Raw genomic sequence first — 25,815 nt, forward strand, 5'->3', positions numbered from 1 at the left:
CTTATTTAAAAAAATAAAGAATTATAATTTCATAAACGCTCAACTTGAGTGCCAACAAAAAAACTCGGCCGTTTGAGGTCGAGTTCGCTTCATTCGATGTCTTTTTTCAACACGTGGACGTGGACACCATCCCCTGTGACCGAGTCTTGCTCATACACGTAGCCTTGCCGCTCCCAAAAACGACGGGCCCGCACGTTCTTCGGGAGCACACCGAGCCGGAACGTCGTCTGGAACGGACGCATGTGGTCCCGCTCGAGTTGATCGTATACCGTCTGGGCGAGACCGGTGCCGTGAAGTTGTTCGTCGACGAGGAGCAGGCCGAGCCAGAGTGAGCCGTCGACCGGGTGACGGCTCAACAAATCCGCCATCGCCACGATCGCCCCGTCGTCCTCCACGACGAGGCTGACCGTACCTGTCGCCTCGAAGTCAGCCAAATTCTCATCGCGGAACACTTCGAGCGTCTGAGCGTTCAATCCGGCGAACGCTTGTTGTCTCATGAGGAAAGCTGCCACTCGTTCGCGGTCTGACGCTTCATATCGGCGAATCACCGGCGCAGCTTCACCATCTCGTCGCGCGCCTCGGCGTAACGATCGATCAGCCCTTCGCCTTTTCGGTGCAACAGACCCATGTAGAGCGTGTCGATAATCGTCAATTGTGTCATCCGTGAAGCGATGCTCGCGATCCGGTAATCTCGTTCGACGGTCGGTGTGCACAGACGGACGTCCGCCTCGCGGTAAAGCGGCGACTTGTCGAGGTCAGTGATGGCGACGACGGTGACGCCTTTTTTCTTGGCGAACCGGACGAGCTCGAGCACGTCTTTCGTCCGGCCCGACGTGCTGATCGCGACGAAGACGTCGGTCGGCCCGAGATGCGGGATGAGCGACAGCATGTAGTGAAAGTCTTGCGACGTCAGAGCGGCGTAGCCGAGTTTCGTGAACTTGTACTGCGCGTCATAGGCGGCCGTCGATGAGCCGCCGACTCCATAGAAGATGACCCGGTTTGCGCGAGCGAACGTATCGATCGCGTGTTCGAGTTCGCGTTTGTCCATCGCCTCGGCACATGCCTCGATGGCCATTTTGTTCACGTGGATGACTTTTTGGAACGAGTCGTACGGGGTGTCCTTCTGTTGGAGGACGTTAAAGTCGGTCAGCATCGTCTCTGTGATCGCCAAGTCTTTGACGAGGGCGAGCTTGAACGATTTGAAGCTGTCGATCCCGACGACACGCGCGAAGCGGACGATGCTCGCTTCTGACACGTCGGTCTTTTGGGCGAGTTCTTTCGTCGTCATATTCGGGACGAGCGTCGAATGGGTCAAGATGTAGTCCGCGATCTTCTTTTCGACGGACGTCATCTCGCCTTGGGCGAGCTCGATTTTTTTCAGTAAGGATTCCATCAGGTCATCCCCTTCCTGCTACTAGTTGCTGTATTTAATGATAGCGGATTCTTTCCCTACATTCCAACTTGGACACGAAAAAGGCTGAGCTCGCGCTCAACCTGTAGGTGAGACTTACAAGTTTTTTGTATTGAACGTGTCGCCGCCTTGGATCGTTCCATTTTGAAAACCTTTATCAAACCACCGTTTCCGTTGTTCCGACGTCCCGTGCGTGAACGAGTCCGGCGTGACGTAGCCACGCGCTTGTTTTTGCAACGTGTCGTCCCCGATTTGATGCGCCGCGTTCATCGCCTCTTCGACATCACCCGCCTCTAAATAGCCCATGCCTTGGGCGTGATGCGCCCAAACACCGGCATAGTAGTCGGCTTGAAGTTCGAACCGTACCAAGTACGTGTTGAACTCGGTCTCGCTCATCTCGTTTCGCAGCGGCATGATCTCGTCGGTCGTGCCGAGCAACGTCTGCACGTGGTGTCCGACCTCATGGGCGACGACGTACGCCATCGCGAAGTCGCCCGGCGCGTTGAAGCGCTGACTGAGTTCGTCATAGAAACTCAAATCGATATACAGTTTCTGATCGCCCGGGCAATAAAACGGTCCGACCGCAGAGCCAGCGATCCCACACGCCGACTCGACTTGTCCTGAGTAGAGGACGAGCGTCGGTTCCCGATACGTCAACCCGTTCTCGGCAAAGATGTCGGTCCACACTTCTTCGGTGTCACGTAGGACGACCGAGACAAAGTCCGCCATCTCTTCTTCCCGTGCCGAGCCTTGATACGTCTCGGAAGACTGCGGCTCACCAATTCCGATATTGTTGACGATGTCTCCCGGGTTACCCCCATTCAAAAGCGTGAAGACGATGACTAAAATGAGGCCCAAACCGCCGCCGATTCCCGCAATCCCTTTCCCCCCAACACTTCGCCCCCGTCGGTCTTCGACATTCTGACTCGCCTGTCTGCCTTTCCATTTCATACGATTGTTCCTCCTACTGCTAGTCTGTCTTGTTACTTACCCGGATTCATCTCGTTTCGCACCTACTTTTTCATATTTTCCCATCGTATTCGGTGTTTGAGTACTAACCAAGTAGGAAACAGGTTAAGAGAACGTTTACTTTAGGGAGGAATTAAGATGGGATTAGCAAGCGACTTGAAACAATTGCGTCAGATTGAATGCAAGGACAAGTGTGTGCTATCGGTCTACCTTAATACAGGACCTAACCAACAAGGCGACTGGTCAATCCACTTGAAGAACGGCTTGAAGCGGATCGGTGAATATTTAGAGGCGTCCGGTGACGAGACGCAACTGAAGAACTTCAAAAAAGTACGTAAGCAAGTCGATCAGGAACTCGGCAAACACCGGAACGACTTGGCGCGAAGCCTAATCATTTTTGCTTCGGAAGAAAACGATTTATTTGAAACATACTACCTTCAACACGATGTCGAGACGTCGTTCCACTGGGAAACGAAGCCAGTACTTGAACCACTCGAGGCGTTACAACAAAAATTTCCGTCCACCGGTATTATTTTGACGAACCTCGACCACGTGACGGTACTCGATACCTCACTCGGGCACATCGATGCGACGTTCGAATTCGCGTTCGACCCTGAGACCGAGGAGTGGGTTCGGTTTGAAGGGACGGCTTCGGGTGACCGTATGGCGTCGAGCAGCTCGCAAGTCGATAAATTCGATCGTCGACTTGCCGAAAATCTCGGTCGGTTCTACCGTGACCTCGCCCAAACCGTCGAACAGATGAAAGGTGCACACGACTGGGAAGCGCTTGTCGTCATCGGAGAAGCCGAGCTGTCCAACTCGTTCCGTGACGAGTTACGGACGAAACCAGAGCGCGTCGTGCACAAAAACTTGTCGAAATCGAGTGCGCCTCACATCATCGAGGCTGCATTCCATTGATTTTTCGCTTTCCTCTCGACTAGTGATTCTCTAAAATAGAAGAGAACTAGAAAAGGAGGAAATAATATGCCATACGTTACCGTAAAAATGCTCCCGGGCCGTACTGTTGAACAGAAACGTGCCTTGATCGAGAAAGTGACGGACGCCGTCTCAGAGACGACGAACGCACCGAAAGAAAACATCACCGTCTTCATCGAAGAGATGGACGCGACGAACTACGGTCAAGCCGGTGTCATGCACGCCGACAAAAAATAACGCCAGACACCCGCGCATCCAGTTGGACGCGCGGGTGTTTTTTCAGTCTTCTGAGTTCACTTCGAACCGCTCGCTCGGGACGGTCGGCTTGATCAAGTGCCGGGTCGCCCGCCAAACGTGATAACCAAGCCGGTCGAGCCAAAGGAGCGCTTGAACTTTGCGAATCGTCTGCTCCATTTCAAGCTGGTTCGCCGCCGTCTCCTCTAACATCTCGGCCCGATGCGCTTTCCGGTACTCGGCGAGCTGCTTCGACGCCGTCTTCCATTGTTTCGAATCTTCCGGCGGCGTGTGATGGTTGAGGGCATCGACAAGCTCGAGCTCGTGCAAGACGAGCTGACGTGCGACTAAAAAGTCGGTGTCGCGGAGGGCGTCAACGGGATCGACTTCGCGCAGGACGAACAGCCAGCGCTCCAAATGGTCGATCGTATGGAGCAGTGACAAGTGTTGTCCGTAGTCGTTGCGGCCCTGTCCTTCTTCCAATTGAATCGTGCTCAAAAATACCCGGACGTCCCCGAGCGTCTTCTCGACGAGCTGCAACTCGTCTTCCCGCTTGCGCGCTTCCGTCAATAACAGTTTCGTCTCGTTTCCGAGATAGCGCTCGATCTCAATCAACGAACGTCTTGCCGCCTCGAGTGCGACCGTCGGGATCCGCGACATGTTCGGGTCGAGGAAACGGATCAGCTTTTCAGACCGACTCGGCACCCATTTGAGCAACCGCCGGCTGAACGCTTCGTGAAACGGCAGAAACGTCAACACGCCGAGCAAGTGAAACGACGTATGGAACAACGCGAGCCGCAATAGCTCATTCCAATTCAGCCAGTCGGCCACGCGATTGACGACACCAAACAAGAGCGGGAACGTCAGCCAGCCAATCAACAAAATCGAACTGTGAACGAGTACGTGTCCGAGCACGATGCGCCGCGCTGATTTCCATCCTCCGAGCGAGCCGAGCGCGACGACGAGACTCGTTCCGGCACTCTGCCCGAGTACGAGGAATGCAGCCTGCGCGAGCGTCACCGTGTCGGTCGCGAGCGCCGTCATTGTCAAGACGAGACCGATGCTCGACGATTGCAAGACGACGGTCATGAACAGGCCCGTGCCGAGCAAGGCTAATTGATGAAGCGGTGTGTCGGTGTCCCAGCCCGAAAACGAGAACGTGACGACTTCCCGCATCGCTTCTTGGAGTGTTCCGATGCCGACAAAAACAAGTCCGAGACTGACGAGTAACATCCCAATCCGCTTGACCCGTCGTCCGATCAAGCGGAGCGCCATCCCGACGCCGATGAGCGGCAGTAAGAGCTCCCGAATGTCGACGTTGTAGCCGAGGAGCGCTACGATCCATCCCGTCGTCGCACTACCAGCGTTCGCCCCGATGACGAGCGTGAGCGCCTGCGTGAACGTCAACAGCCCTGCGCTGACGAAACTGATCGTCATGAGCGTCGTCACAGTCGAGGACTGGAACAACGCCGTCATCGTCGCACCGAGAAACGCCCCTGCCACCGGTCCTTCCGCCATGCGGTTCAACCGCTCTCGCAGTCTTTCCCCGGCCAAGCTTTTCAACGTATCGGTCAACAGCATCATCCCTAACAAAAAGATGCCGATTCCGCCGATGAGCGTCCCGATCCCCATGGTGTCACATCCTTTTCAAGCGATTCAATCGCCGCGTAACGTTGACAACATCCATGATTTTTCTGAAGCGTGGTCTTTCAAGTTCAACAGCACGTCCTCAGGGTAATAAATTTTCTCGTCCGACTGTCGCGAATTCAAAATCGATTGGACGAGCATCGACACCTCTGAAATCTCGCGACGGTCGCCGTCGTTCATCTGCAGGTAAATCCCTTCGTACGTGCCGTGCCCTTTATATAGATCATATGGCAGCTGGCTGAGCTGGTCCTCGAGCAAATAATAGCGCGTCGGCAACCCGATCGCTTCCATCGTCGACCGTAACCGGTCCATATAGCGGACACGGTTCGCTTCTGGGAAGTTTTTATACTTTAACAGGCGACGATTGACGAAACGGCTCGCCAGATCAGCCAAAATCGGGTCTGCCTCGTCCATCCATTCTTGGAAATAGAAGTAGACGATCGTCTCGTCAAGCTTCAAATAGTGTTCGAGCGTCATCTCGTCATGGTTGAAGATCGGCAAGAAATGCTTCGGTGTCATCTCAAACACATAACCCGATTCATGCAGTTCTTGGGCCCGCTCGAGCACGGCTTTTAATAACAAGTCACTCGAACGCGTCGCCGGATGCAGATAGACTTGCCAATACATTTGATAGCGCCGCATGATATAGTCTTCGATCGTATGCATCCCCGACTGTTTGACGACGATTTGATCTTCGTCCGGCCGCAACACGCGCAGCATCCGCTCGAGGTCGAACTTCCCGTAACTGACGCCGGCGAAATGGGCGTCGCGAAGTAAATAGTCCATCCGGTCGACGTCGAGCTGTGAGCTGAGCATGTTGACGATCAGCCGGTTCGGGTGCGTCTTGTTGATGATGGCCGCGACTTCTTCCGGGAACCCGACGCCCATCTCGGAGAGGACTTTATTCACTTCCGTGTTCCCTAAGATGATCCGTTCCGTCCAGATTTCATGGCGGACCGAGAAGACGTGCTCGAACGCGTGCGAGAACGGGCCGTGCCCGACGTCGTGCAACAGTGCCGCCGCGAGCAACAGCTCCCGGTCGCGGTCGTCCCATTCCGGATAGTCGCGGAACTGGTCGATCAACTGCCGGGCAATCTCATAGACGCCGAGCGAATGGTGGAATCGGGTGTGTTCAGCCCCGTGGAACGTCAAAAACGACGTCCCGAGCTGCTTGATCCGACGTAACCGTTGAAACTCTTTCGTGTTGATCAACTCCCAAATGAGATGATCGTAGACGTATATATAGCGATGGACCGGGTCTTTAAACACTTTTGACCCAGATAGCTGACCTCGTGATGTGTACATGTTGGTGCCCCCTGCGTTTTATGTATTGTACTGATTCGACTTCTTCCGAGTCGTTCCCTCCATGCTATAATGAGGAAGACATTATTTTTTGAAAAGGAATTATGCATATGATCCATCCACTTTTACGGCAACCGACCTACCGCCTGATCGACCAATCATCGCTCGGTGCGGCGTTTCAAGCCGAGCAATCATTCGCGACGGACGATACGCTGTGCGCGTCGACGAAACACCAAGGCGCCGTCTTTCGGGCCTGGATCCATCTGAACACAGTCGTGCTCGGGATTCAAGACGCGCGGCTGCCTCATCTGCGCGACGGGATTCGACTGCTGCATGAACATGGCTATCGTCCCGTCATCCGTAACTCGGGAGGACTTGCGGTCGTCCTCGACGAAGATGTATTGAACTTATCTCTTATTCTACCCGAGAATGACGGCATTCAAATCGATAGCGGCTATGAGGCGATGACGTCGCTCATTCAACATATGTTCAAAGACGTGACGGACAAAATCGTGCCTGGAGAAATCGTCGGTTCGTACTGCCCGGGTAGCTTCGATCTATCGATTGACGGTAAAAAGTTCGCCGGCATCTCGCAGCGACGTGTCCGTGGCGGTGTCGCCGTCCAAATTTATTTGAGCGTCCGCAAGAGCGGAAGCGCTCGTGCCGCCCTCATCCGTGACTTTTACGACCGTGCCATCCAAGGCGAAGCGACACGATTCACGTACCCGGCCATCGTCCCGGAGACGATGGCGTCGCTCGAAGACTTGCTTCACATCCCGCTCACCGTCAACGATGTGCTCCGCCGCGCCTATGACGTGCTCGGGGAGACGAGCCGACTCGTCCCGGCAACGCTCGACGCGGACGAACAAGCGACGCTCGTCGTTCAGCTCGATCGCATGTGGCAGCGAAACGAACCGATCCGCGACATTGAACACCAACTACTAGAGGAGTGATCCAACCATGTTCAAAATCATAACCGATACCGGTGCTGATTTGACGCAAGACCAGATCGTCGAATACGGCCTCGAGATGTTACCGCTCGGGGTCATCATCGACAACGAAGAGTTTTTAGACGGAGAGACGATTCAGCCGAAAGAAGTATATGACGCGATGCGTGTCGGCAAGACGCCGAAGACGTTCCAAATCGAGGCGGCCCGGATTGAGCGCTGTTTCCGTCAACATCTCGAGTCTGAGATCCCGTTCCTTTACCTCGCCTTCTCGGGCGAACTGTCCGGTACATATCAGACGGCCGTCATGGTCGGGAACTTGCTTAAAGAAGAATACCCGAACAGCACGTTCCATATTCTCGACACGCGGACCGCGTCGGTCGGACAAGGATTGTTCGTCCGAACGGTCGCCGAATACGGCCAAGACCACTCGTACGAGGAGACGATCGCCTACGCCGAGTCGCTCGTCGGGAAGATCCGCCACTTGTTCACCGTCGAATCGCTCGAGTACTTGATGCGCGGTGGCCGAGTTTCGAGAGCGAGCGCGTTCATCGGGGACTTGTTGACGATTTTACCGCTGCTCACTGTCCGAGATGGTAAGCTCGTCCCGATCGAAAAGATTCGCGGTCATAAAAAAATGATGCGGCGCATCGTCGAGTGGATGACCGAGTCAAAACCGCTCATCGAAGGACATCATATCTTTATCGGCCACGGGGATGACCCGGCCAAAGCTGATCAGTTGGAAGCATTGCTACTTGAACAGATGAATCCGGCCAGCGTGACGAAGACGATCGTCGGTTCGGCAATTGGCGCGCACACAGGTCCTGGACTCCTTGTCGTCAGTTACTTCGAGGCGTAAACTAAAACTAAAAACAGCGAGCACCCTCAAGGGCGCTCGCTGTTTTCATTTATTCCAGTTTTTGAAGCCGTCACCGAATTCGAAGTGGAGTTCGTCACCGAACATACCGTTCTCAAACGTCGGGACGTCGACCGGGAGCTTGCCTCCTGGTTTGACTTCACCGAAGATGGCGCGGATGCCAGCCGGAAGGTTTGGTCCAGCCGACTTGGCGTTACCTGCTTCAGAGTCCGGTCCGTTCGGGTCACCTTTAAAGCCATAGATGAGCAGCTGGGCCGGCGCATCCGGTTGGACGGCCACATCGTACGGGTTACGAAGGCTGAGCAACACCGATTTCTTGCCCGTCTCGTTGGCATAGCGGAACACTTCTGCCGGAACATAATTGTCCGCTGACGTCGCTTTCAGCTTGGCGCTGTTGTTGACGTTCGAGCCGACGATGATGTAGTCGGCCGCCTCGACTTTTTGTTTTAAATCTGGGTTTTGGTCAAGGTGCGGTGTCGACGCCGTATAGTTCGCCGTGATGACGTTCACTTGCTTCATGTTGCCCGCGTTCTTTTTAAGCGATTTGATCGTCTTGACCATGCTGTCGGTCTGATCTTTTGCTGGCGAGATGACGAGCACCGTCTCCCCTTTTTTCGGTTTGAACGGAAGTGTCTTGTCGTCGTTCTTCACGAGTGTGACGGCCGCTTCGGCAATCTCACGTTCTGTCGCTTTATGCTCGGCACTACCGACGACCGCATTTGCTTCCGCGAGTTTCGCCTCGAGCGTCGTCGTATCCATTGACTCGCTCCAGATGCCGCGTTCCGCTTTCAGCTTCAAGATCCGTTCGACCGCTTCATCGATCTTCGCTTCTGGCAAACGGCCGCTCTCGACAGCCGCCATGACGTCTTCAAAGATCGTCTCAAGTTTCACGACGTCCGCGTTCGACCGTAAAATCGTCGGCATGAGGGCGATATCGACACCCGCCTCAAACGTCTTGATGACCGCCTCGGCTTCTGTGAAGTTGTCCGTGATCGCCTTCATGTTGAGGGCATCCGTGATGACGATGCCGTCATAGCCCATCTCGTCACGCAAGACGCCGGTGATGACGTCGTCAGAGAGCGTCGCCGGGAGCGGGAACGTGCCGCGCGGCGAGTTGACGACCTCGTCCTCGATTTGTGGCATCCCGATATGGGCCGTCATGATCATATCGATACCTTCCGTGATAGCCCGCTTGAACGGCAACAGCTCGAGCCCGCGCAAGTCTTCGAGTGACTTATCGACGATCGGCAAGCCGTAGTGCGAGTCGACGGCCGTGTCGCCGTGTCCCGGGAAATGTTTCGCCGTCGCGGCAACGCCTTGGTCTTGAATCCCTTGCGTCATCGCCGAGCCGAGTTCACCGACGAGTTCCGGATCACTCGAGAACGAGCGGACCCCGATGACCGGGTTGGCCGGGTTGTTGTTGACGTCTAAGACCGGACCGAAGTTGACGTTCACCCCGAGCGCATTCAACTCTGACCCGATGATGTTCCCCGCATCATACGCGTATTGGCTGCTCCGCGTCGCCCCAAGCGCCATGTTCCCCGGCAAGTTCGTGCCGGTTCCGAGCCGAGTCACGATCCCGCCTTCTTGGTCGATCGTGATGAAGAGCGGAATGTCGTTGCTGTCGTCTTGCTTGACGACTTCTTGCAGGTCGTGGACGAGTTTCGTCGTCTGTTCGGTCTCGGTCACGTTTTCCGCGAACAAGATGACGCCTCCAAGGTCGAACCGGTCGATGACCCGTGCCACATCTGGCGCGAGTGCCGTATGGTTCGTCCCGTTCCAAAGTCGGAAGTCTGGCATGATCATCTGTCCGAGTTTCTGTTCAAGCGTCATCGCCTCGAGTTGCGCGTTCACCCGTGCTTCAATCGATTGTGCCGGCGTCTCCTCTGCCACGACCGCGTTTGCCATCGGGACGGACGAGACGAGTAACGCTGTCGTCAATCCGAGTGTTGCTGTCCAGTTCAGTACTTTGTTCATGTTTTCACTCCTTTTTGAAAGTTCCCCCGACCACAAACGAAAAGGCATGGAGGAATAAGCGTTGCCTCACCAACGCTCGTTCACCCCATGCCTGATCGAATCAGTTACATATGGTCATTATTCAGGTGGTCAACGTCAGTATAGCAATTCAAAAAATGGGAAACAATGACTTTGATGAAAGCGTAACCATTTTGAAACATTTGACCTGTCTTGGAACACGTTCCACCTGTATTGGCAAAGCCAATAATTTGAGTGGTTCGATTTTCATTTGTTTTTTGGTAAACTCATTTCGTTAGGGGTTGACATGATAAAGGGGGAATCCGAAGTGGCAAGAGGGGAACTGAAACGAAAACCAGAATGGCTGAAAATCAAATTGAATACGAACGAGACGTATACCGGCCTTAAAAAGATGATGCGGGAGAAGAATTTGAACACGGTGTGCGAGGAGGCGAAATGCCCGAACATCCATGAGTGTTGGGCCGTCCGCCGCACGGCGACGTTCATGATTCTCGGGAGCATCTGTACACGGGCGTGCCGCTTCTGCGCGGTCACGACCGGGAAACCGAACGAACTCGACTGGGAAGAGCCGAAACGCGTCGCCGAATCGGTTCGGCTCATGAACTTGAAACACGTCGTCATCACCGCCGTCGCCCGCGACGACTTGAACGATTACGGGGCGACCGTGTTCGCCGAGACGGTCCGCTCCATACGCGCGATGAACCCGGAAACGTCGATCGAAGTATTACCGTCCGACATGATGGGCAACTTCTCGGCACTCCAGACGTTGATTGACGCGGGGCCGGACATCATGAACCATAACTTGGAGACGGTGCGCCGCTTGACGCCACGAGTCCGGGCCAAAGCGACGTACGACCGCACCCTTGAATTCCTAAAACGTTCCAAAGAATTGAATCCGGACATCCCGACGAAGTCGTCGATCATGCTCGGTCTTGGCGAGACAAGAGAAGAATTGATTCAAGCGATGGACGACCTCCGGGCCCATGACGTCGATATTTTGACGCTCGGTCAATATTTACAGCCGACAAAGAAACACCTCGACGTCGAGCGCTACTACCACCCGGACGAGTTTGCCGAGTTGAAAGAAATCGCCTTGTCAAAAGGCTTCTCACATTGCGAGGCCGGTCCGCTCGTCCGCTCGTCATATCACGCCGACGAACAAGTCCATAAGGCACGTCGCCATACGATGTTGCCAATCGATTGAGAGAAAGAAGAGACACGATGACTGATACAACATGGCACATTTTAACGACACAATCACTCGCCCCGGCTGAAAACATGGCGATCGATGAAGCGGTCTCAGGCTGGGTCGCACGCGGCGAGCTGAAGCCGACGCTCCGCTTCTATTCATGGGCCCCGCACGCAATCAGCGTCGGGCGTTTCCAACGGGCGACGCGTGACCTTGACCGTGAGGCGCTCGCAGCGAACGGCATCCCGGTCGTCCGCCGCTTGACCGGGGGCCGGGCCGTCTTACACGCCGACGAATTGACGTACAGCGTCATCTTGCCCGAAACGACGCCGACACTCCCGACGAACGTCATCGAGAGCTATCGCCTGTTGACCGAAGGCGTCCGGCGCGGCTACCGAGCGCTCGGTGTCCCGGCCGAATTCTCGGTACCGTTGACCGAAGAAGACCGCGAAGTATTGCGGAAACCGAAGTCGGCCGTCTGTTTCGACGCCGCTTCTTACTACGAACTCGCCGTCGACGGCCGTAAAGTGGCGGGTAGCGCTCAAGTCCGGCACCAAGGAGCGGTCTTGCAGCACGGGTCGATCCCACTATCGATCGACGATGATGTCCTGTTCGACTGCTTCAATATGGAAGCAGACGAGAAAGTATACGCGAAAGCACGGTTCAGCAGCAAAGCGGTCGCTTTGAACGAGACGCTCGGCCGCTTCGTGACGTTCGACGAAGTCGCCATGGCGTTCGAGGACGGGTTCCGCGACGCGTTTCAACTGACGTTCGAGCCGCTCGTGTTCACGGCGACGCAACGAGATGAGATCGCTCGCTTAGTTGAAAAGTATGAGAGTGACGACTGGGTCTGGAAACGCTAAAATATGTGAACTAAAAATGTCCCGCTGAAGCGCTTCAGCGGGACATTTTTTATAAAGTCGTCTTCGGGTCGCGCAACAGATGCTTAATGTCGCGGAACGTGACGAACGTCATATTGTTCGCATCGTACAATTTGTAACGAAGCGATTTTAAACTAGAGAACAATCCGATCGTCGTCGCTTTTTGTAGCGGCGGCGTCGCCGTATGCGCTTTTTCGAGGTTATAGTTCGGCACGCGCGGGCTCAAGTGGTGGACGTGGTGGAAGCCGATGTTGCCTGTCACCCACTGCAACACTTTCGGCAACTCGTAATACGAACTGCCTTCGATCGCCGCTTTGACGTAATCCCATTCGCTCTCATCTTCAAAATACGAGTCTTCGAACGTATGTTGGACATAAAACAGCCAAATCCCGAGGACACCGGCCGTGAACATCGTCGTCCCTTGAATGATCAAGAACGCCTGCCAGCCGACCAAATAAATCATCAGACTGTACAGCACGACGAGCGAGAGGTTGATGACATGCGTGTTCATCCGCTCTTTTTTCCGAGCGTCCTTGCGGTTAAACCGGCTCGTGACGAGAATCAAGAACAACGGTCCGATACCGAACATGACGAGCGGGTTGCGATAGAGGCGGTACTGAAGACGCGTCCATTTCGAGGCCTCGACATATTCCTCGATCGTCATGACCCAAATGTCACCGACACCGCGCTTATCGAGGTTACCGCTCGACGCGTGGTGGATCGAATGCTCCCGCTTCCACTTCTCGTACGGGAACAGCGTCAACACACCCATGATTGTTCCGACGACGGCGTTCGCTTTCTTGTTTTTGAAGAACGAACCGTGCGTACAATCATGGAAGATGATAAACATGCGGACGACGAACCCGGCTGCGATGATCGCGAGCGGGATCGTGAGCCACACCGACACTTCGAGCGCTTGGTACGCAAGGAACCAGGCGACGAGGAACGGCAGGATCGTGTTGATCATCTGCCGGACACTGACTTTGACATCTGCCTTTTCAAAGGGCGAGACGTGTTTACGTAGCTGGGCAATCTTTTCTTTACTCATATGTGAGCCTCCTTGAATTCGACAGCGTTCACGACGCTTCTAAATTGATGATATGAAATGAAACCGACAACCGACGTGCGTGAAGGTGAATTCATAGTATCCATATGATTATTTTCCCCACCTAAACTAATACCAGGTAATTATACCATGTATTACACCAGAAAAGTATACGCTTGTGAACTACTCACCACTTATTTGAAGCGCAACCTGAAGTCGGCGCTGCTTGGGAAGACCGCGCTCTTGTTAGCAACGGTTATGGACCAAGCTCGCCCCATCCGGCGTCCTGAATCAACTTCAGCGTCTCCACGATAATGACTTGGTTCTCGTCAACGAGATGCGTCTCGTCAGCTTGCGGAAGACGTCGTGGTGTTCGTTGTTCCCCTCCATGGCGGTCGGTGTCGTGATCATCATCCTTTATCATCCGATACCCGCACAAGGGGCCGACGAGCCTGAAGAAATGGCGAACTTTCGTTTGTTACCCTTGCCCCGCGGGATGTGGAATACGAAGCTCGTGCAACGTCTACTGCAAACATGAAAACAGAGGGGCATCATCCATTACGGATGGCGTCCCTCTGTTCGAATTCGTTATTGTTGAGTGTAAATCGACACCGAGCCCCCGTTGACGAAGAACTGGCCCCAGCCGTCGCTATTGATCGTGACGAGACGATTGCTGTTGTTCGTCATATCTTTCCACACTTCACCGGCGTTCTGCTTGCCGACGTACATCCATTTCGAGCCGCCCGGTCCGTCAGACAAAATCGTCGCGAGACCCGACTTGGCCCGGTCACTCACGCCTTCGCGTGTCCAACCGACGACGTCTTGATGATCGAGATAGTCGTGCTGTGTCCCGTAGGCGAAGTCTTTACGTGCTTTCATGATCGGTCGGAGCGAGGCCGACATGTTCGGGATCTCCCGGTTCGTCGTCCCTTTCGTCCCGTAGTAGTCTCCGTAGAAGAGCGTCGGGTAACCTTGGCTGCGCGTCATGATCGTCGCGTAGGCGAGCGGTTTGAACCAGTTGGCGACCGTCGACTCGAGCGACTGCCCAGGTTGTGAGTCATGGTTGTCAACGATCGTCACGGCGAGCGTCGGATGCTGCTCGGTGACGGTGCCTTTCAAGATGTTGCGCATGTCATAGAAGCCACCGCCGTTGCCGGCCGCCTGGAAGTTATAGTGCAGCGGCACATCGAACACCGAATGCGTGTAACCGGTCTTCGCGAGGTAGTCGTTGATGGCGCCGAGGTCGTTCTTCCAATACTCGGCGACGGTGAACATCTGTTTGCCGGTCGTCTGCCGGACGCTCGTCACCCACTCACGCAAGTACGCGTGACTAATATGTTTGACCGCGTCCAAGCGGAACCCGTCGAGCCCGAGCGAGTCGGCGTACCATTTGCCCCAGTTCTTCATCTCTTGACGGACTTCCGGATGCTCGAAGTCGACGTCGGCATACATGAGATAGTCGTAGTTGCCATTCTCATTCGAGACGTCCGTGTCCCACGCCTTGCCCGTACTCTTGAACTTGTAGATCCGGCTCAAGCTGCGTGACTGATCCCAGTCGGTCCCGTCAAAGTGATACCAGCGCCACTTGAACGGCGAGTATGTATTGTTGCGGCCCGCGAAGTTGAAGCCGGTCCAGGCCGAGATGCCGTATTCCCCTGACGTCTCTTGGTTCCGGTTCGACGGGTTGACCTCGATCGCTTGGACGGACTCGGTGTAGTCGGCGCCGCCCTTATGGTTCATGACGACATCGCCGTAGACACCGATACCTTTACCACGCAAGTTCGAGATCGCCGATTGGAGCTGCGCTTTCGTACCGTACTTCGTCCGGACGGTCCCTTTCTGGTTGAACTCACCGAGGTCATACAAGTCGTACGCCCCGTAACCGACATCGTTTTGCGACGTCCCTTTATACGCCGGCGGGATCCACACCGTCGTCACACCGATATCTTTCAGGTTCTGCGAGTCGTTCGATAACCGATTCCAATGCAGGCCGTCGTTCGGGACGTACCATTCAAAATACTGCATCATCGTGCCGTTTTGCGGCGTCGCTGCTTGCGCGACCGGTTGCCCAGCAAGCAGCGCAATCGCCGTGACGCCAGCGATGACCGCAAACCCTTGTCGTCTCTTCATCATGCGTTTTCCTCCTATCGAATTAAATGCAAGCGTTTTCATTATTTATCATGAACGATTCCGCTTTAGTTTAACAGAGGATTTCCGAAAAACAGTTCTCTGCACCTAACTATTTTTTTCTTGAATAGTTCAGTCGTCCAAAACAAAAACGGATGGCTTGTGCCATCCGCCTAGTCATCCTTTGCGATCGAGCCGTTTTCGCTTCACGAGATAGCCTAAATACGGGAGACCTGTGAAGACGAGTCCGATCGTGACGAGCAACTGGACCATGATCAATCCCGTCTCGACGAGTCCCGACCAATCCAGTTCAAGCAATATAAACAGCCCGACCCATAAGATGAGCAGTACCAACGCTACTTTCCCCATCTGCCCTTCGACTTGAGCGTATTTCTCGTGTGTCGTCTCACGATCCGAGTAAATCGGTCGCGCGTCCGGACTACCTTTGAACACGTGAATCTCGTCCCCGCTCGACGTGACGTGTTCCCAGCCGCTCGCGCGGAACAGCTCGAAATAATCCTCGTCCGGTCGTTTACGATAATCGAGACTATACTGGACGTCCGCCGGTTCTCCTTCGACGAGCGTATAGCCAAGCGGTGCGAACTTCTCTAAATGCCAGCCCTGCGCGGCCATTCGTCCCAACTTCTCCATCTCACGCTCTTCAGCGAACGCGAGGCCCCAACTCGCCATATATTTTCGGTTCATCTGTGGCCCTCCCCTTCCAAAATAAAACGTGCGTCGTCGACCATCGCTTGGCGCCGTTTCACGTCTTCGTGTAACAATGCGCGCCCGATGTCCGTGATGATATAACTCTTCTTCTTGCCGTCCCCGTCGAGCGGCTCGATCAGCGACGCGTTCACGAGTTTTTTGATGATCGTGTACATCGACGCCGGACCTATCTGCATCCGCCCATTCGTCAACTCTTCGACGAACTGCATGATCAAATACCCGTGTCTTGGCTCGGTCAGCGCGAGCAAGATGTAAAATGTGCTGTCGGTCAACTCCCCGAGCCCGATCGTATCGTTCCGTGGCATCGTCTCGCCTCCTATATCATTCATCGATATACTTCTTACTCCTAATATATATCGTTGAATGATATATGTCAATGAATGATATAAAAAAAGCCGCAGACAGGTCGTCTGCGACTCGTTTAGCTCGTGACATAATCGAGATCGTGCAAAATGTAGGCAAGGAAGAAAATCATACTCGGATTCTCATAGCGCGACTGGACTTTCCGGAGTTGTTCCCGGTACGTGACTTCGTACTCGGCCCCGTTCATCTTCCGCTCCATGTTCATCTTGATCAAGGCGTCAAGCTTGTCCATCATATCGACGAGCGACCCTTCGTACGTCGCATCTTTCGAATCGGCCATATAGCGCCGGAACGCCGGTTGCATGTATTCCGGGAGGAGTGACAATAACGCCTCGCTCTCGGCCCGTTCATACGCCTCGAACGCAGCACCGGTCTCGGCCGTCGAGTGCTTCACCGGACCGAGCACGTCCCCGGTCACGCCTTCGACGAGGTCGTGACAGAGCAAGCGCGCCGTCAATTCGGCGACGTCGACCTCGACCCCGTACTTCTCACGCTCGAGCAAGCCGCTGAACAGACCGAGCGCCGCCGCCCGGAAACCGTGGATGGCGTCGTTGTCGTCAATCGTATTGAAACGGCCTTTCCAGCGCCGGACGCTATCCATCCGCATGACGTTCTCGATGAACGTCGCGACGTCCGTCTCCGTTTCGACTTGCTCATAGAGCCAGCGGACTGACTCGAGCGGATGGTCGCGGAGCACCGCCTTCATCTCTTTGAGCTTCTCGACGAAGTGTGGCGACCCATGTGCGACTTCACGCCGCACGAACAGCATCGCATCGAACGAATCGATCCCGTCGACAATCCGTCCTTCGAACGAATCGTCCTCCGCCTCGACGAGAAAACGATAAAAGTGCGGCCGGAGCGACTGTGACAACAAGTCGACCAACCCGAGGCTCGCCGTCCGTTCCATCCGTTCGATATGTTCTTTGAGCGTCGGCTCTTTTTTCGTCCGGTGCATGATCGGGCCGGTCTGCACCTCGTTCATATCGTGGAACAACGCCTTGCCGAGCACATCGAGCAAGTTGACGTCCTGTCCGTTGTTCTCTTCATAATAGGCCGCAATCAAACTGAAGACGGCGACACGGAAGCTATGGCTCGCCGCGTTATCGTGATAGTGCGGCGCGTATTCGTCCCACCGTTGCACGTTTTGCATACGTGTCATCTTGCGGATAAACGTTCCGTTATGCATCAAATTCCTCCTTGCTTTAAACGTTCCCACGCATCGTCATGACAGACGATGTAGAGCGTGTCACTCGGCTCAAGCGTTGTGTCGAGCGCCGTCGCGAAATCGAGACGGTCGTTGACGGCAATCAAGGTGACGCCCTGGCGCAACAAGTTTTCGACAGCGTCCCGGACCGTCGCCCACTCGGGTCTCGGCGCGAGCGCTTGAATGTTACCACCGGACTGCTTGCTGAGCAGTTGCCGGAAAATCGATGTCGTGCCCGGCTGCAACGTCGCTTTCGCCATGAGGAGCGACACCGAATCGTTCGCCAATATAAAGTCGTCGATGCGCACGTGTTTGAACTTCGAGATGTTCCGCTCTTCGCATACTTCGACGACCGTATGTAGGTCAACCCCCCGTTCCGACGACAGCGCCTCGACGGCTGACGCGATCAATAGCGACTTCCCGTCGGCGAGCAACGTCTCGCTGATCTGCGCATCCGCGAAGATGGCGACCCGGCGCGCTTTCAAAATGTTCGCCTGCAGGAGCACCGCCTCATCGGACGGGTCACCGTGGACAAAATGGACGTTGTCATGATCGTACGGTTCTTCTTTCAATTGGTCGATCAACACGATCTCCGCCTTCGGCTCATAGCTGAGCACCTCGTCGATCGCTTTCTTCGTCTTCGGCGACCAACCGATATAGACGTAATGCCCTTCTCCTCGATACACTAGCTTTCCCTCCCGTTTTAAACGTTGAAACGTCGCACCGACCTCAACGAGTTTTCCGATCAAAGCCCCGATAATCCCGATCCCGAACAGGAACAGGAAAATGCCGAGCCAACGCCCGGCAACCGTTGACGGGAAGAAATCACCGTAACCGACCGTCGTCAGCGTCGTCATCGTCCACCAGAACGAATCGAACATCGACGGGAACGTCTCCGGCTCGAGCCAGTAACCGAGGACGGTACCGGTCAAAATAATGACGAGTGATGCCAACACGACGTTCAGAAACGATAATTTCGATAACCCGCGCCACACTCGAAAAAAGATATGCACTGAAATCACTCCCTTTCTCCTATATACTAGAGACAACTCAATTGATTTACGAAACCCGTTTGTGTTCGGTTCCGTATAGAAAGAAAAAAGAAAGGACTAACCTATGGACTCCATCGTTTTAGAATACCGACTCTATAAAAATGAGATCTCGTTCGAGCCACTTTACCATTATACATCGCTCGGGCTTGATGAAGTACTTGCTAGACGCGAATGCGAATTTTTCGTCAAAGACGGCATGACGTACAAACAACGCTCGTCCGCGCTCGAAGGCGACCAATATTTCTTGATTTACGTCGACCGGTACACGGAAGGACCTGTTGACAAGAAAGCAACTGACGACATCAAAGTCGAGATTCGCACGCTCGACGACCGATTCGACAACCCGCTGCTCGAAGCGTACTTCGTCGACCGTCACCTTGACGCGCTCGCCATGCTCGGCAGCGAGTATTTATACGTCGCCGGAAACGAATATGCGCGCGACTCGGCCGAGACGGACGAGGACCGTGGCGTCTACGTCATCTATGTCACCCCGACTGGCTATACACTGGAGGAAACAACATGAAAACAAGCAAGAAGATTTTAAGCGGTCTCTCGGCCGCCGTCTTGACAGCGTCACTCGCGGCGTGCGGTACGGACGAAACGCAACAAGCGACGTTACCGGAAGAGCCAACCGGCTATGAGTGTGACGACTGGGAATGGGACGACGAAACGGAATCATATTACTGCGACGACAGACGGTCCCCGCACTTCGGGAGCTTCTTCTTACTCGGCAGTCTGTTCAATTCAAAGAGTTCGCTAAAAAACTCGTCCGCTTATAAAAACTACCGCTCGAACGGTGGCGCGAGCAGCATCACGCCGAACCGATCGAACTCAGGGTCAAACTCGGGACTCGGCAGCGGCTCAAAAGGCGGCTTCGGGGGATGAATCGGCACGACTTGTTCGGCCAAATCCCTTACTTTTGGCCCGACTTGAACGACGAAGAATATGCACTCTACGATTGCCTCGTCTACACGCAAGACGAGGTCGACCGCATCCGGGAAGCGACGCGCGCCGTCGATGCCATCTTCCGGAAAGCCAATCGATTGTTGCGGACGCTCCCAGACGAGACGCTCCGTCTGCTCGGTTATCCGGAGGCGAGCTTGCCGTTCTTGCGTGACAAAGCGCTCCCGCAAGAGACGATCATCGGCCGTTATGACTGGATCGTCAAAGACGGTGTGATCAAACTGATGGAGTTCAACGCCGACACGCCGACGTTCATCAAAGAACTGTTCGATGTGAACCGGTATGTGACGACCGCGTTCGGACTCAACGACCCGAACGCGAACGCGACAGCCGAGCTGAAGACCGAACTCCGTAAAGCCGTCATCGCGGCGTGGCAACGATTAAATCGCGACGGGACACCAAAAATCGTCTTCACGTCACACGACGACAACATCGAGGACAAATGGACGACCCGCTTCCTCCAAGAGACGCTCGACTTGCCGTCAGAATTCGTCCCGCTCGACCGGTTGCTCGTCGACGTGGACGGCGTCTATACCCCGTCGGGCGAACGGGTCGACGTCTTGTACCGCCAGACGTATCCGATCGAGCACTTGGTCGACGACCGGGCGCCGAACGGCGACTTGATCGGCATCCGGCTGCTCGAGTTGAACCAAGCGAAGCACGTGTCGCTCCTCAACCCGTTGTCCGCATTTCTCATGCAGTCCAAAGGCGTCCAAGCGCTCATTTGGGAACTGTATGAGACGGATACATATTTTGATGAAGCGGAGCGCCAGGTCATCCGTACTCACTTGTTACCGACTTATCTCGAGGCGGACCCATTTTTAGGCCAGAGCGCTTACGTGCAAAAACCGGCCTTCGGACGTGAAGGCGACTCGGTCATTTTGTATGCCGAAGACGGCGTCCCGTTCCATAAAGAAGTGCTGCAGACATATGCCGCAGAAACCGCGGTGTATCAACAATTCATCGAGCTACCGACACGAACGACGAACACGGTCAACGGTCCGCTTGCGACGCACTACATGATCGGCTGCTTTTGTCTGAACGGCCACCCGTCGGCGCTCGGCGCCCGGGCCGGAAGCATGATCACGAACAACCAGTCCTACTACCTAGCCATCGGCACACCAACTCACGAAGGAGATTAACACATGACATTTATCACGCTCGATTCAATCTTGAGCTTCCTGGCTCACCTCGGTACCGGGTTCGGACTTATTTTAGCAGGACTCGTCGTGTTCGCCCTGACGACAAAATATTCGGAACGAAAACTCATCAAAGCTGGCAACGTCGCCGTCGCCCTCAAACTTTGGGGCAAAGCGCTCGGCCTCGCCATCGTCATCTACACAGTTTGGGCGAACAGCGTCAACCTGCTCGACGCCTTCATCTGGGGACTCGTCGGGATCCTCGCCCAAGTGCTCGCTTTTTGGACGTTTGAGTACGTGCTCACGCCTGGCGTAAACTTGGAGAAAGAAGTCGAAAACGGCAACCTCGCCGTCGGTGTCAGCCTGTTCTCGGCCTCGCTCGTCGTCGGCATCATCGTCGCCGCGAGTTTGACGTACTAAACAAACAGCCCATGCGCTCAGGTAGCGACATGGGCTGTTTCATATAGAAAGGAAGAATTGGATGTTCAAACGAAAACTAATTTGGTCTTTAGTGATTTGCATCGCGATTGTCGTCATTTTTTCAGGAATCGGTAGTTATTTTTATGAGAGACACCAATTGAAACGTTACCTGGCAGACAATGATTTTCACGCATACGAATATCACAAAACAGATGACGCGACACTTGCCCTCTTCACAAATAAAGATGGGACCATGCTCGGCCTCGCTGAAATGAGTGTGGACGGCTACGGTTACGGAACTATAGAGACCCTCGACGTGGATCCGTTTGACTATATCTATTCGAGTGACGAGTCCAATAACTATTTAGGCATCCGCCTTAACAAACAACCTCAGAACGTTGCCTATCTCCGTATCATCGGAGATCGTATACAAGAACAACACATCCTCAATCGTACCGAAGATAGTGACTATGCTGACACACACATCATCGAGTTGCGAAACCGTCCAACATCCGACTGGATCCTTCAAACGTTAGATCAAAATGAGCAAGTACTTGACTCCATCGACTTATGAAAAACTGAACAAGGAGGGGCAAGATGTCAAAACGAGGACTCGCGTTATTCCTTACAGGTATGATCATCATCATCGCCATTTCAGTCACGGCCGGCGTCGGGTATTATCAGGACGAGCAACGAAAACAACCTTTGGCACAGGCGCAACAAAAACTGCATGAGCACATGACCGCCCAAGGCTGGTACACATACGTAGAAGGCAGCACCGTCGTCTTATTTACGAATGAAGACGAGACGATTCTCGGTCTCGGTATCATGAATTCAGATGGAGGCTTCAGCGCGTCGACATGGGACACGATTGAAGAAAAACCGTTCGATTCGATTCACTTTGGCAATACGACTGATGAATACATCGGTATTCGCTTCAACGAAAAACCGGAAGATGTGGCTTACGTGCGACTAAGCGGTTCGGATTGGAGCGAGACATACACCGTGAACGACCCTCGAGACGAAGGATACGTCATGTCTTACTTGATCACGCTCGATGAATCACAACGGGGTAGATTCGAGACACTTGAGACGCTTGACGGCGACAGAAATGTGATGCACGCGGAAGAATTATAAAACCGCAAACCGATGACCGGTTCGCGGTGATGTGACGACTGTTTTCGCAATCGTCTTTTCTTATGCTTTGGCGAGCACGGCCGATGGACCGAAGAACTCGTAACGTGCTTGTGGAATCGTTTGGACGACCGTCTCCATCATCGCGGTCGGGCCACACGTATAGACGTCATGACCGTCGACATCGAGTGCTGTAAGCTGCGTCGCGCTCATGCAGCCAGACACCTCGTCGATGTGTGTGATGAGCTGAAGTCCCTCGTTCACGAGTTCGTCGAGCTCTTCACCGAGCGGACGGAGGTTCGTGCTGCGGACGGCGTGTAATAGTGTGACCGAGCGACCTTGACGGAGCGCTGTCTTCGCCATATTGAACAGCGGTGTGATACCGATCCCGCCAGCGACGAGCGTGAGCGGACGGTCCGTGTCTTCCATCGTGAACTCGCCTGCTGGCGCGCTCATCGGAATCTCTGTACCGACTGTTTGCTCGTGAAGCCAGTTCGAGACGAGCCCTTCCGCTTTCGGCGCAATCCAGTAGCCGTCTTCTGTCGTCTCGACGACGCTGTATTGACGGTGGTGTAGAATATCTTCACCCTCGATGCGGGCTTGGACTGAGATGTACTGGCCCGGAATAGCCACACCAACGACACCGTCGTTCGCGACAAGACGGAACCGTTTCACTTCCGGCGTGTCTTCGATGACTTCAGCGATCGTGAACGGCTTGAAGCCGATCCATGGTGCATCGGCGTACATTTGTTTCTCGAGCGAGATGAAGACGTCGGCGATGACACCGTACGCTTTTGCCCAAGCTTCGATGATCTCAGGCGTCGCTGCTTCACCGAGAACGTCTTGAATTGCGCCGAGCAAGTTAGCGCCGACGATCGGATAATGTTCCGGGCGGATGTTCAAGCTTTGATGTTTATGAAGCGCCGGTTGGATCGCCGGTAAGATCGCTTCGAGACGGTCGATATGGACGGCGGCCGCGTAGACGGCGTTGGCGAGCGCTTCTGGCTGGCGGCCGCGTTGTTGGTTCGTATGGTTGAAGAACTGACGAACTTCTGGATTGTTTGCGAACATGCGCTTATAGAAATGACTCGTGATGGCGACACCGTGGTCTTTCAAGACCGGTGCCGTCGCTTTGACAATTTCAATCGTTTGTTGATCTAACATAAATATTTCCCCCTTTTTGAAAGTACACATACATTATGTGAGTTTCGTCACGGTAAAAGCAATATATAAAATACTTGTTTAAAACGAAGTTCAACTTTTAGCCTTGATTCCGCCACGCTTTTTTCACATCTTCCATCGTCGCGCTTTCAAGAAATGTCTTGTACAATGGACAAATAAGAGGTGAACGATCATGCGGCTCACGCAAACGTGCGACTACGCACTCCGAACATTAATGTACAGCGCCACCTTCTCCCATCGTCTCGTGACGATCCAAGAAGTGGCTGACCAATATCAAATCTCAAAGAACCACGTCATGAAAGTCGTCTATGAGCTCGGGAAACACGGCTATCTTGAATCGGTACGAGGTCGCGGCGGCGGTTTCCGGCTCGCCCGCCCAATGGAAGACATCAACGTCGGTGACGTCGTCCGGACGATGGAGCCGCTCGAGCTCGTCGAATGCTTCGGCGAAGGCCGCTGTGTCATCGCACCGGCGTGTGACCTTCGGAGCGTCTTGAACGAGGCGATGCTCGCTTTCCTGCACGTGCTCGACCGTTACACGATCGCCGACCTGATGGCGAACCGAACGAATGAACTGGCCATGCTTTTAGGCATAAAAAACCCGACGGACTAAAAACTGAACTGAACCCCGAATGATGGACACTTGAAAAAGTCCCTCACTCGGGGTTTTTCGTGTGCGTACGAATCGCTATAATGAACCTATTCATTCAGACGGGAGAAACAATCATGAGTAAAATCACCTTCAACATCCATCAAATCAATCGGCTTGAAGAAAATCCGAACGTCGCCTCCGTATCAGAACGCTCGATTCAATACACCGCCGAGTTTAAGGTCAAGGCCGTGCGTGAGAACATGGACGGCAAAGGACCCCAACAGATCTTCACAGAGGCGGGGTTCGACCTGACGGTGATCGGGAAAGAGAAGGCGAAGTCTTCGTTGAAGCGTTGGCGTCGGACGTACCGAACGGACGGAGAAGACGGTCTCCTGAACAACAAACGTGGGAAGACTCTGGGAGGCGGGCGTCCGAAAACAGACGAGTCGATGGAGCGACGGTTAGCGAAGGCAGAGGCGCGTATCAAATACCTGACGGCAGAAAATGAACTCTTAAAAAAGCTAGAGAAGTTAGAAGGGCAGGCGAAACGAACGAACTGACACCGGCAGAGAAATATCAGGTCATCAATACCATCATCCGAATCGCGCAGCTGAAGAACCTCGTCCGTCCACTGTGTGAGATCGCTGGCGTGAGTCGGAGTGGCTACTATGCCTGGTTGAACCGAGCCGAGGCAGAGTCCCTCCGGGAAGAGCGTGATTACCTAGACGCGACCCTACTCAAGCAGATTCACGACAGCCACGGTGGCAAAGTCGGTTATCGGGCACTGTACATGGAGGTGCGCGCGACCCTCGGGGTCCGGATCAACCATAAGCGTATCCTCCGACTGATGCGCAAGTATAACATCGTCACCAAAATCCGAAAGATGAGCCCTTATCGAAAACTAGCTAAAGCGACGCTCGAGCATCGCGTCGTGCCGAATCTGTTGAACCGCCAGTTCCGACAGAGCGAGCCCGGGAAGGTGTTCGTGACCGACATCACCTATCTCCCGATCGCCTCCGGCGAGAACGTCTATTTGTCTTGTGTGAAGGACGTCGCCACACGCGAGATCGTGGCACATAAGCTGTCCATGGGCCTTCACATGGACCTCGTCTTTCAGACGATGGAAAAGCTCGAAGAGCACCTCCAAGGGAACCTGCATCCTGAGGCGATGATTCATTCGGACCAAGGCTTCCACTACACACATCCAGACTACCAGCAACTCGTCGGTGACCTCGGACTGGTCCAGTCCATGTCACGTCGGGGAAACTGTCTCGACAACGCACCAATTGAATCGTTCTTCGGTCATTTGAAGGACTATGTCACCAACCGCTCGTGCAAATCGCTCGAGGAGGTCCGAGAAATGGTCGGTGACTACATAAGCTATTACAACTGCGAACGCGGTCAATGGAACCTAAAAAAGATGACCCCGGAACAATATCGGGGCCATCTGATCGCCGCATAGAACACGTGGGCTTTT

General features: G+C 54.3%; 28 protein-coding genes. 14 read left to right on the top strand and 14 right to left on the bottom strand.

What is annotated here, in order from left to right; all coding sequences use genetic code 11:
- Positions 1-89: 89 nt before the first annotated feature.
- The 3 genes from BJU60_RS07395 to ypfJ form a co-directional block, all read right to left on the bottom strand.
- Positions 90-548 (bottom strand): GNAT family N-acetyltransferase, encoded by a 459-nt coding sequence (locus tag BJU60_RS07395; protein ID WP_070328250.1) that lies wholly within the window; start codon positions 546-548, stop codon positions 90-92.
- Entirely contained in the window at positions 545-1,393 is an 849-nt protein-coding gene (locus BJU60_RS07400; RefSeq protein WP_070328251.1) for a MurR/RpiR family transcriptional regulator, read from the bottom strand. The genes BJU60_RS07395 and BJU60_RS07400 overlap by 4 nt, the downstream gene beginning before the upstream one ends.
- A gap of 114 nt (positions 1,394-1,507) precedes the next feature.
- Entirely contained in the window at positions 1,508-2,362 is an 855-nt protein-coding gene (gene ypfJ, locus BJU60_RS07405) for a KPN_02809 family neutral zinc metallopeptidase (protein WP_070328252.1), read from the bottom strand.
- A 156-nt stretch (positions 2,363-2,518) separates the two neighbouring features.
- Between ypfJ and BJU60_RS07410 the strand changes: the two genes are divergently transcribed.
- The gene (locus BJU60_RS07410; RefSeq protein WP_070328253.1) at positions 2,519-3,298 is read left to right on the top strand and encodes a VLRF1 family aeRF1-type release factor; all 780 of its coding nucleotides are present in this window, start codon (positions 2,519-2,521) and stop codon (positions 3,296-3,298) included.
- Between the two features lie 66 nt (positions 3,299-3,364).
- The gene (locus tag BJU60_RS07415; RefSeq protein ID WP_070328254.1) at positions 3,365-3,553 is read left to right on the top strand and encodes a 2-hydroxymuconate tautomerase; all 189 of its coding nucleotides are present in this window, start codon (positions 3,365-3,367) and stop codon (positions 3,551-3,553) included.
- A gap of 42 nt (positions 3,554-3,595) precedes the next feature.
- On the opposite strand, the gene BJU60_RS07420 is transcribed toward BJU60_RS07415, so the two are convergent.
- On the bottom strand, positions 3,596-5,182 hold the full coding sequence (locus BJU60_RS07420) for a Na/Pi cotransporter family protein (protein ID WP_070328255.1): 1,587 nt from the start codon (positions 5,180-5,182) through the stop codon (positions 3,596-3,598).
- Between the two features lie 24 nt (positions 5,183-5,206).
- Positions 5,207-6,502: an HD domain-containing protein gene (locus BJU60_RS07425; RefSeq protein ID WP_070328256.1), complete on the bottom strand. Its 1,296-nt coding sequence runs from the start codon at positions 6,500-6,502 to the stop codon at positions 5,207-5,209.
- Positions 6,503-6,609: 107 nt separating this feature from the next.
- On the opposite strand from BJU60_RS07425, the gene BJU60_RS07430 reads away from it, so the two are divergent.
- Both BJU60_RS07430 and BJU60_RS07435 read left to right on the top strand, forming a co-directional pair.
- The gene (locus BJU60_RS07430) at positions 6,610-7,452 is read left to right on the top strand and encodes a lipoate--protein ligase family protein (protein WP_070328257.1); all 843 of its coding nucleotides are present in this window, start codon (positions 6,610-6,612) and stop codon (positions 7,450-7,452) included.
- Positions 7,453-7,459: 7 nt separating this feature from the next.
- Positions 7,460-8,305 (top strand): DegV family protein, encoded by an 846-nt coding sequence (locus tag BJU60_RS07435; RefSeq protein ID WP_070328258.1) that lies wholly within the window; start codon positions 7,460-7,462, stop codon positions 8,303-8,305.
- Positions 8,306-8,350: 45 nt separating this feature from the next.
- On the opposite strand, the gene BJU60_RS07440 is transcribed toward BJU60_RS07435, so the two are convergent.
- Positions 8,351-10,300, bottom strand: coding sequence for a glycoside hydrolase family 3 protein (locus tag BJU60_RS07440; RefSeq protein ID WP_070328259.1), 1,950 nt, complete (start codon positions 10,298-10,300; stop codon positions 8,351-8,353).
- A 304-nt stretch (positions 10,301-10,604) separates the two neighbouring features.
- Here BJU60_RS07440 and lipA point away from each other — a divergent pair, with 304 nt between their 5' ends.
- Complete coding sequence (lipA, locus tag BJU60_RS07445; RefSeq protein ID WP_083274057.1) at positions 10,605-11,522, top strand: lipoyl synthase; 918 nt, start codon at positions 10,605-10,607, stop codon at positions 11,520-11,522.
- Positions 11,523-11,539: 17 nt separating this feature from the next.
- The gene (locus BJU60_RS07450) at positions 11,540-12,370 is read left to right on the top strand and encodes a lipoate--protein ligase family protein (RefSeq protein ID WP_070328261.1); all 831 of its coding nucleotides are present in this window, start codon (positions 11,540-11,542) and stop codon (positions 12,368-12,370) included.
- 49 nt (positions 12,371-12,419) lie between these two features.
- Here the strand turns inward: BJU60_RS07450 and BJU60_RS07455 are convergent, their stop codons facing one another.
- From BJU60_RS07455 to BJU60_RS07480, 7 genes are all read right to left on the bottom strand, one after another.
- Positions 12,420-13,436 carry a fatty acid desaturase gene (locus tag BJU60_RS07455; RefSeq protein WP_070328262.1) on the bottom strand — a complete coding sequence of 339 codons (1,017 nt, stop codon included), beginning with the start codon at positions 13,434-13,436 and terminating at the stop codon, positions 12,420-12,422.
- 253 nt (positions 13,437-13,689) lie between these two features.
- A complete protein-coding gene (locus BJU60_RS15245; RefSeq protein WP_161567015.1) occupies positions 13,690-13,857 on the bottom strand; it encodes a hypothetical protein in 168 nt (55 codons plus the stop codon).
- Between the two features lie 164 nt (positions 13,858-14,021).
- Positions 14,022-15,563, bottom strand: coding sequence for an alpha-amylase (amyS, locus tag BJU60_RS07460; protein WP_438802341.1), 1,542 nt, complete (start codon positions 15,561-15,563; stop codon positions 14,022-14,024).
- Between the two features lie 174 nt (positions 15,564-15,737).
- Positions 15,738-16,265, bottom strand: coding sequence for a DUF2812 domain-containing protein (locus tag BJU60_RS07465; protein ID WP_070328264.1), 528 nt, complete (start codon positions 16,263-16,265; stop codon positions 15,738-15,740).
- Positions 16,262-16,594, bottom strand: coding sequence for a PadR family transcriptional regulator (locus BJU60_RS07470; protein ID WP_070328265.1), 333 nt, complete (start codon positions 16,592-16,594; stop codon positions 16,262-16,264). The genes BJU60_RS07465 and BJU60_RS07470 overlap by 4 nt, the downstream gene beginning before the upstream one ends.
- A gap of 116 nt (positions 16,595-16,710) precedes the next feature.
- Complete coding sequence (locus BJU60_RS07475) at positions 16,711-17,838, bottom strand: YfbR-like 5'-deoxynucleotidase (RefSeq protein ID WP_070328266.1); 1,128 nt, start codon at positions 17,836-17,838, stop codon at positions 16,711-16,713.
- Entirely contained in the window at positions 17,838-18,878 is a 1,041-nt protein-coding gene (locus BJU60_RS07480) for a potassium channel family protein (protein ID WP_254281669.1), read from the bottom strand. Before BJU60_RS07480 ends, BJU60_RS07475 begins: the two co-directional genes overlap by 1 nt.
- Positions 18,879-18,972: 94 nt before the next feature.
- Between BJU60_RS07480 and BJU60_RS07485 the strand changes: the two genes are divergently transcribed.
- From BJU60_RS07485 to BJU60_RS07510, 6 genes are all read left to right on the top strand, one after another.
- The gene (locus BJU60_RS07485; protein ID WP_016508356.1) at positions 18,973-19,431 is read left to right on the top strand and encodes a hypothetical protein; all 459 of its coding nucleotides are present in this window, start codon (positions 18,973-18,975) and stop codon (positions 19,429-19,431) included.
- Positions 19,428-19,793, top strand: a complete 366-nt coding sequence (locus BJU60_RS07490; RefSeq protein ID WP_070328267.1) for a hypothetical protein — start codon at positions 19,428-19,430, stop codon at positions 19,791-19,793. The genes BJU60_RS07485 and BJU60_RS07490 overlap by 4 nt, the downstream gene beginning before the upstream one ends.
- Complete coding sequence (locus BJU60_RS07495) at positions 19,790-21,013, top strand: glutathionylspermidine synthase family protein (protein ID WP_070328268.1); 1,224 nt, start codon at positions 19,790-19,792, stop codon at positions 21,011-21,013. Before BJU60_RS07490 ends, BJU60_RS07495 begins: the two co-directional genes overlap by 4 nt.
- Before the next feature lie 3 nt (positions 21,014-21,016).
- Positions 21,017-21,430 (top strand): DUF350 domain-containing protein, encoded by a 414-nt coding sequence (locus tag BJU60_RS07500; protein WP_016508299.1) that lies wholly within the window; start codon positions 21,017-21,019, stop codon positions 21,428-21,430.
- A gap of 61 nt (positions 21,431-21,491) precedes the next feature.
- Entirely contained in the window at positions 21,492-22,004 is a 513-nt protein-coding gene (locus BJU60_RS07505; protein ID WP_070328269.1) for a hypothetical protein, read from the top strand.
- Positions 22,005-22,027: 23 nt separating this feature from the next.
- A complete protein-coding gene (locus tag BJU60_RS07510) occupies positions 22,028-22,567 on the top strand; it encodes a hypothetical protein (protein WP_070328270.1) in 540 nt (179 codons plus the stop codon).
- A 60-nt stretch (positions 22,568-22,627) separates the two neighbouring features.
- On the opposite strand, the gene BJU60_RS07515 is transcribed toward BJU60_RS07510, so the two are convergent.
- Positions 22,628-23,728: a globin domain-containing protein gene (locus BJU60_RS07515; RefSeq protein WP_070328271.1), complete on the bottom strand. Its 1,101-nt coding sequence runs from the start codon at positions 23,726-23,728 to the stop codon at positions 22,628-22,630.
- Between the two features lie 190 nt (positions 23,729-23,918).
- Between BJU60_RS07515 and BJU60_RS07520 the strand changes: the two genes are divergently transcribed.
- Positions 23,919-24,359, top strand: coding sequence for an RrF2 family transcriptional regulator (locus BJU60_RS07520; RefSeq protein WP_070328272.1), 441 nt, complete (start codon positions 23,919-23,921; stop codon positions 24,357-24,359).
- Between the two features lie 113 nt (positions 24,360-24,472).
- A protein-coding gene (locus tag BJU60_RS15005) for an IS3 family transposase (protein WP_438802339.1) occupies positions 24,473-25,800 on the top strand; the annotation gives its coding sequence in 2 pieces (ribosomal slippage) (positions 24,473-24,845 and positions 24,845-25,800; 1,329 coding nt in all).
- Positions 25,801-25,815: the final 15 nt, after the last annotated feature.

It is taken from the genome of Exiguobacterium aurantiacum (assembly GCF_001766415.1).
GTDB classification, from domain to species: Bacteria; Bacillota; Bacilli; order Exiguobacteriales; family Exiguobacteriaceae; genus Exiguobacterium; species Exiguobacterium aurantiacum_A.

Excerpts from the sequence above, each read along its gene's own strand:
- BJU60_RS07400 (WP_070328251.1), bottom strand. The coding sequence starts at position 1,393 with ATGGAATCCTTACTGAAAAAAATCGAGCTCGCCCAAGGCGAGATGACG.
- ypfJ (WP_070328252.1), bottom strand. The coding sequence starts at position 2,362 with ATGAAATGGAAAGGCAGACAGGCGAGTCAGAATGTCGAAGACCGACGG.
- BJU60_RS07410 (WP_070328253.1), top strand. The coding sequence starts at position 2,519 with ATGGGATTAGCAAGCGACTTGAAACAATTGCGTCAGATTGAATGCAAG.
- BJU60_RS07415 (WP_070328254.1), top strand. The coding sequence starts at position 3,365 with ATGCCATACGTTACCGTAAAAATGCTCCCGGGCCGTACTGTTGAACAG.
- BJU60_RS07420 (WP_070328255.1), bottom strand. The coding sequence starts at position 5,182 with ATGGGGATCGGGACGCTCATCGGCGGAATCGGCATCTTTTTGTTAGGG.
- BJU60_RS07425 (WP_070328256.1), bottom strand. The coding sequence starts at position 6,502 with ATGTACACATCACGAGGTCAGCTATCTGGGTCAAAAGTGTTTAAAGAC.
- BJU60_RS07430 (WP_070328257.1), top strand. The coding sequence starts at position 6,610 with ATGATCCATCCACTTTTACGGCAACCGACCTACCGCCTGATCGACCAA.
- BJU60_RS07435 (WP_070328258.1), top strand. The coding sequence starts at position 7,460 with ATGTTCAAAATCATAACCGATACCGGTGCTGATTTGACGCAAGACCAG.
- BJU60_RS07440 (WP_070328259.1), bottom strand. The coding sequence starts at position 10,300 with ATGAACAAAGTACTGAACTGGACAGCAACACTCGGATTGACGACAGCG.
- lipA (WP_083274057.1), top strand. The coding sequence starts at position 10,605 with ATGATAAAGGGGGAATCCGAAGTGGCAAGAGGGGAACTGAAACGAAAA.
- BJU60_RS07450 (WP_070328261.1), top strand. The coding sequence starts at position 11,540 with ATGACTGATACAACATGGCACATTTTAACGACACAATCACTCGCCCCG.
- BJU60_RS07455 (WP_070328262.1), bottom strand. The coding sequence starts at position 13,436 with ATGAGTAAAGAAAAGATTGCCCAGCTACGTAAACACGTCTCGCCCTTT.
- BJU60_RS15245 (WP_161567015.1), bottom strand. The coding sequence starts at position 13,857 with ATGATAAAGGATGATGATCACGACACCGACCGCCATGGAGGGGAACAA.
- amyS (WP_438802341.1), bottom strand. The coding sequence starts at position 15,563 with ATGAAGAGACGACAAGGGTTTGCGGTCATCGCTGGCGTCACGGCGATT.
- BJU60_RS07465 (WP_070328264.1), bottom strand. The coding sequence starts at position 16,265 with ATGAACCGAAAATATATGGCGAGTTGGGGCCTCGCGTTCGCTGAAGAG.
- BJU60_RS07470 (WP_070328265.1), bottom strand. The coding sequence starts at position 16,594 with ATGCCACGGAACGATACGATCGGGCTCGGGGAGTTGACCGACAGCACA.
- BJU60_RS07475 (WP_070328266.1), bottom strand. The coding sequence starts at position 17,838 with ATGCATAACGGAACGTTTATCCGCAAGATGACACGTATGCAAAACGTG.
- BJU60_RS07485 (WP_016508356.1), top strand. The coding sequence starts at position 18,973 with ATGGACTCCATCGTTTTAGAATACCGACTCTATAAAAATGAGATCTCG.
- BJU60_RS07490 (WP_070328267.1), top strand. The coding sequence starts at position 19,428 with ATGAAAACAAGCAAGAAGATTTTAAGCGGTCTCTCGGCCGCCGTCTTG.
- BJU60_RS07495 (WP_070328268.1), top strand. The coding sequence starts at position 19,790 with ATGAATCGGCACGACTTGTTCGGCCAAATCCCTTACTTTTGGCCCGAC.
- BJU60_RS07500 (WP_016508299.1), top strand. The coding sequence starts at position 21,017 with ATGACATTTATCACGCTCGATTCAATCTTGAGCTTCCTGGCTCACCTC.
- BJU60_RS07505 (WP_070328269.1), top strand. The coding sequence starts at position 21,492 with ATGTTCAAACGAAAACTAATTTGGTCTTTAGTGATTTGCATCGCGATT.
- BJU60_RS07510 (WP_070328270.1), top strand. The coding sequence starts at position 22,028 with ATGTCAAAACGAGGACTCGCGTTATTCCTTACAGGTATGATCATCATC.
- BJU60_RS07515 (WP_070328271.1), bottom strand. The coding sequence starts at position 23,728 with ATGTTAGATCAACAAACGATTGAAATTGTCAAAGCGACGGCACCGGTC.
- BJU60_RS07520 (WP_070328272.1), top strand. The coding sequence starts at position 23,919 with ATGCGGCTCACGCAAACGTGCGACTACGCACTCCGAACATTAATGTAC.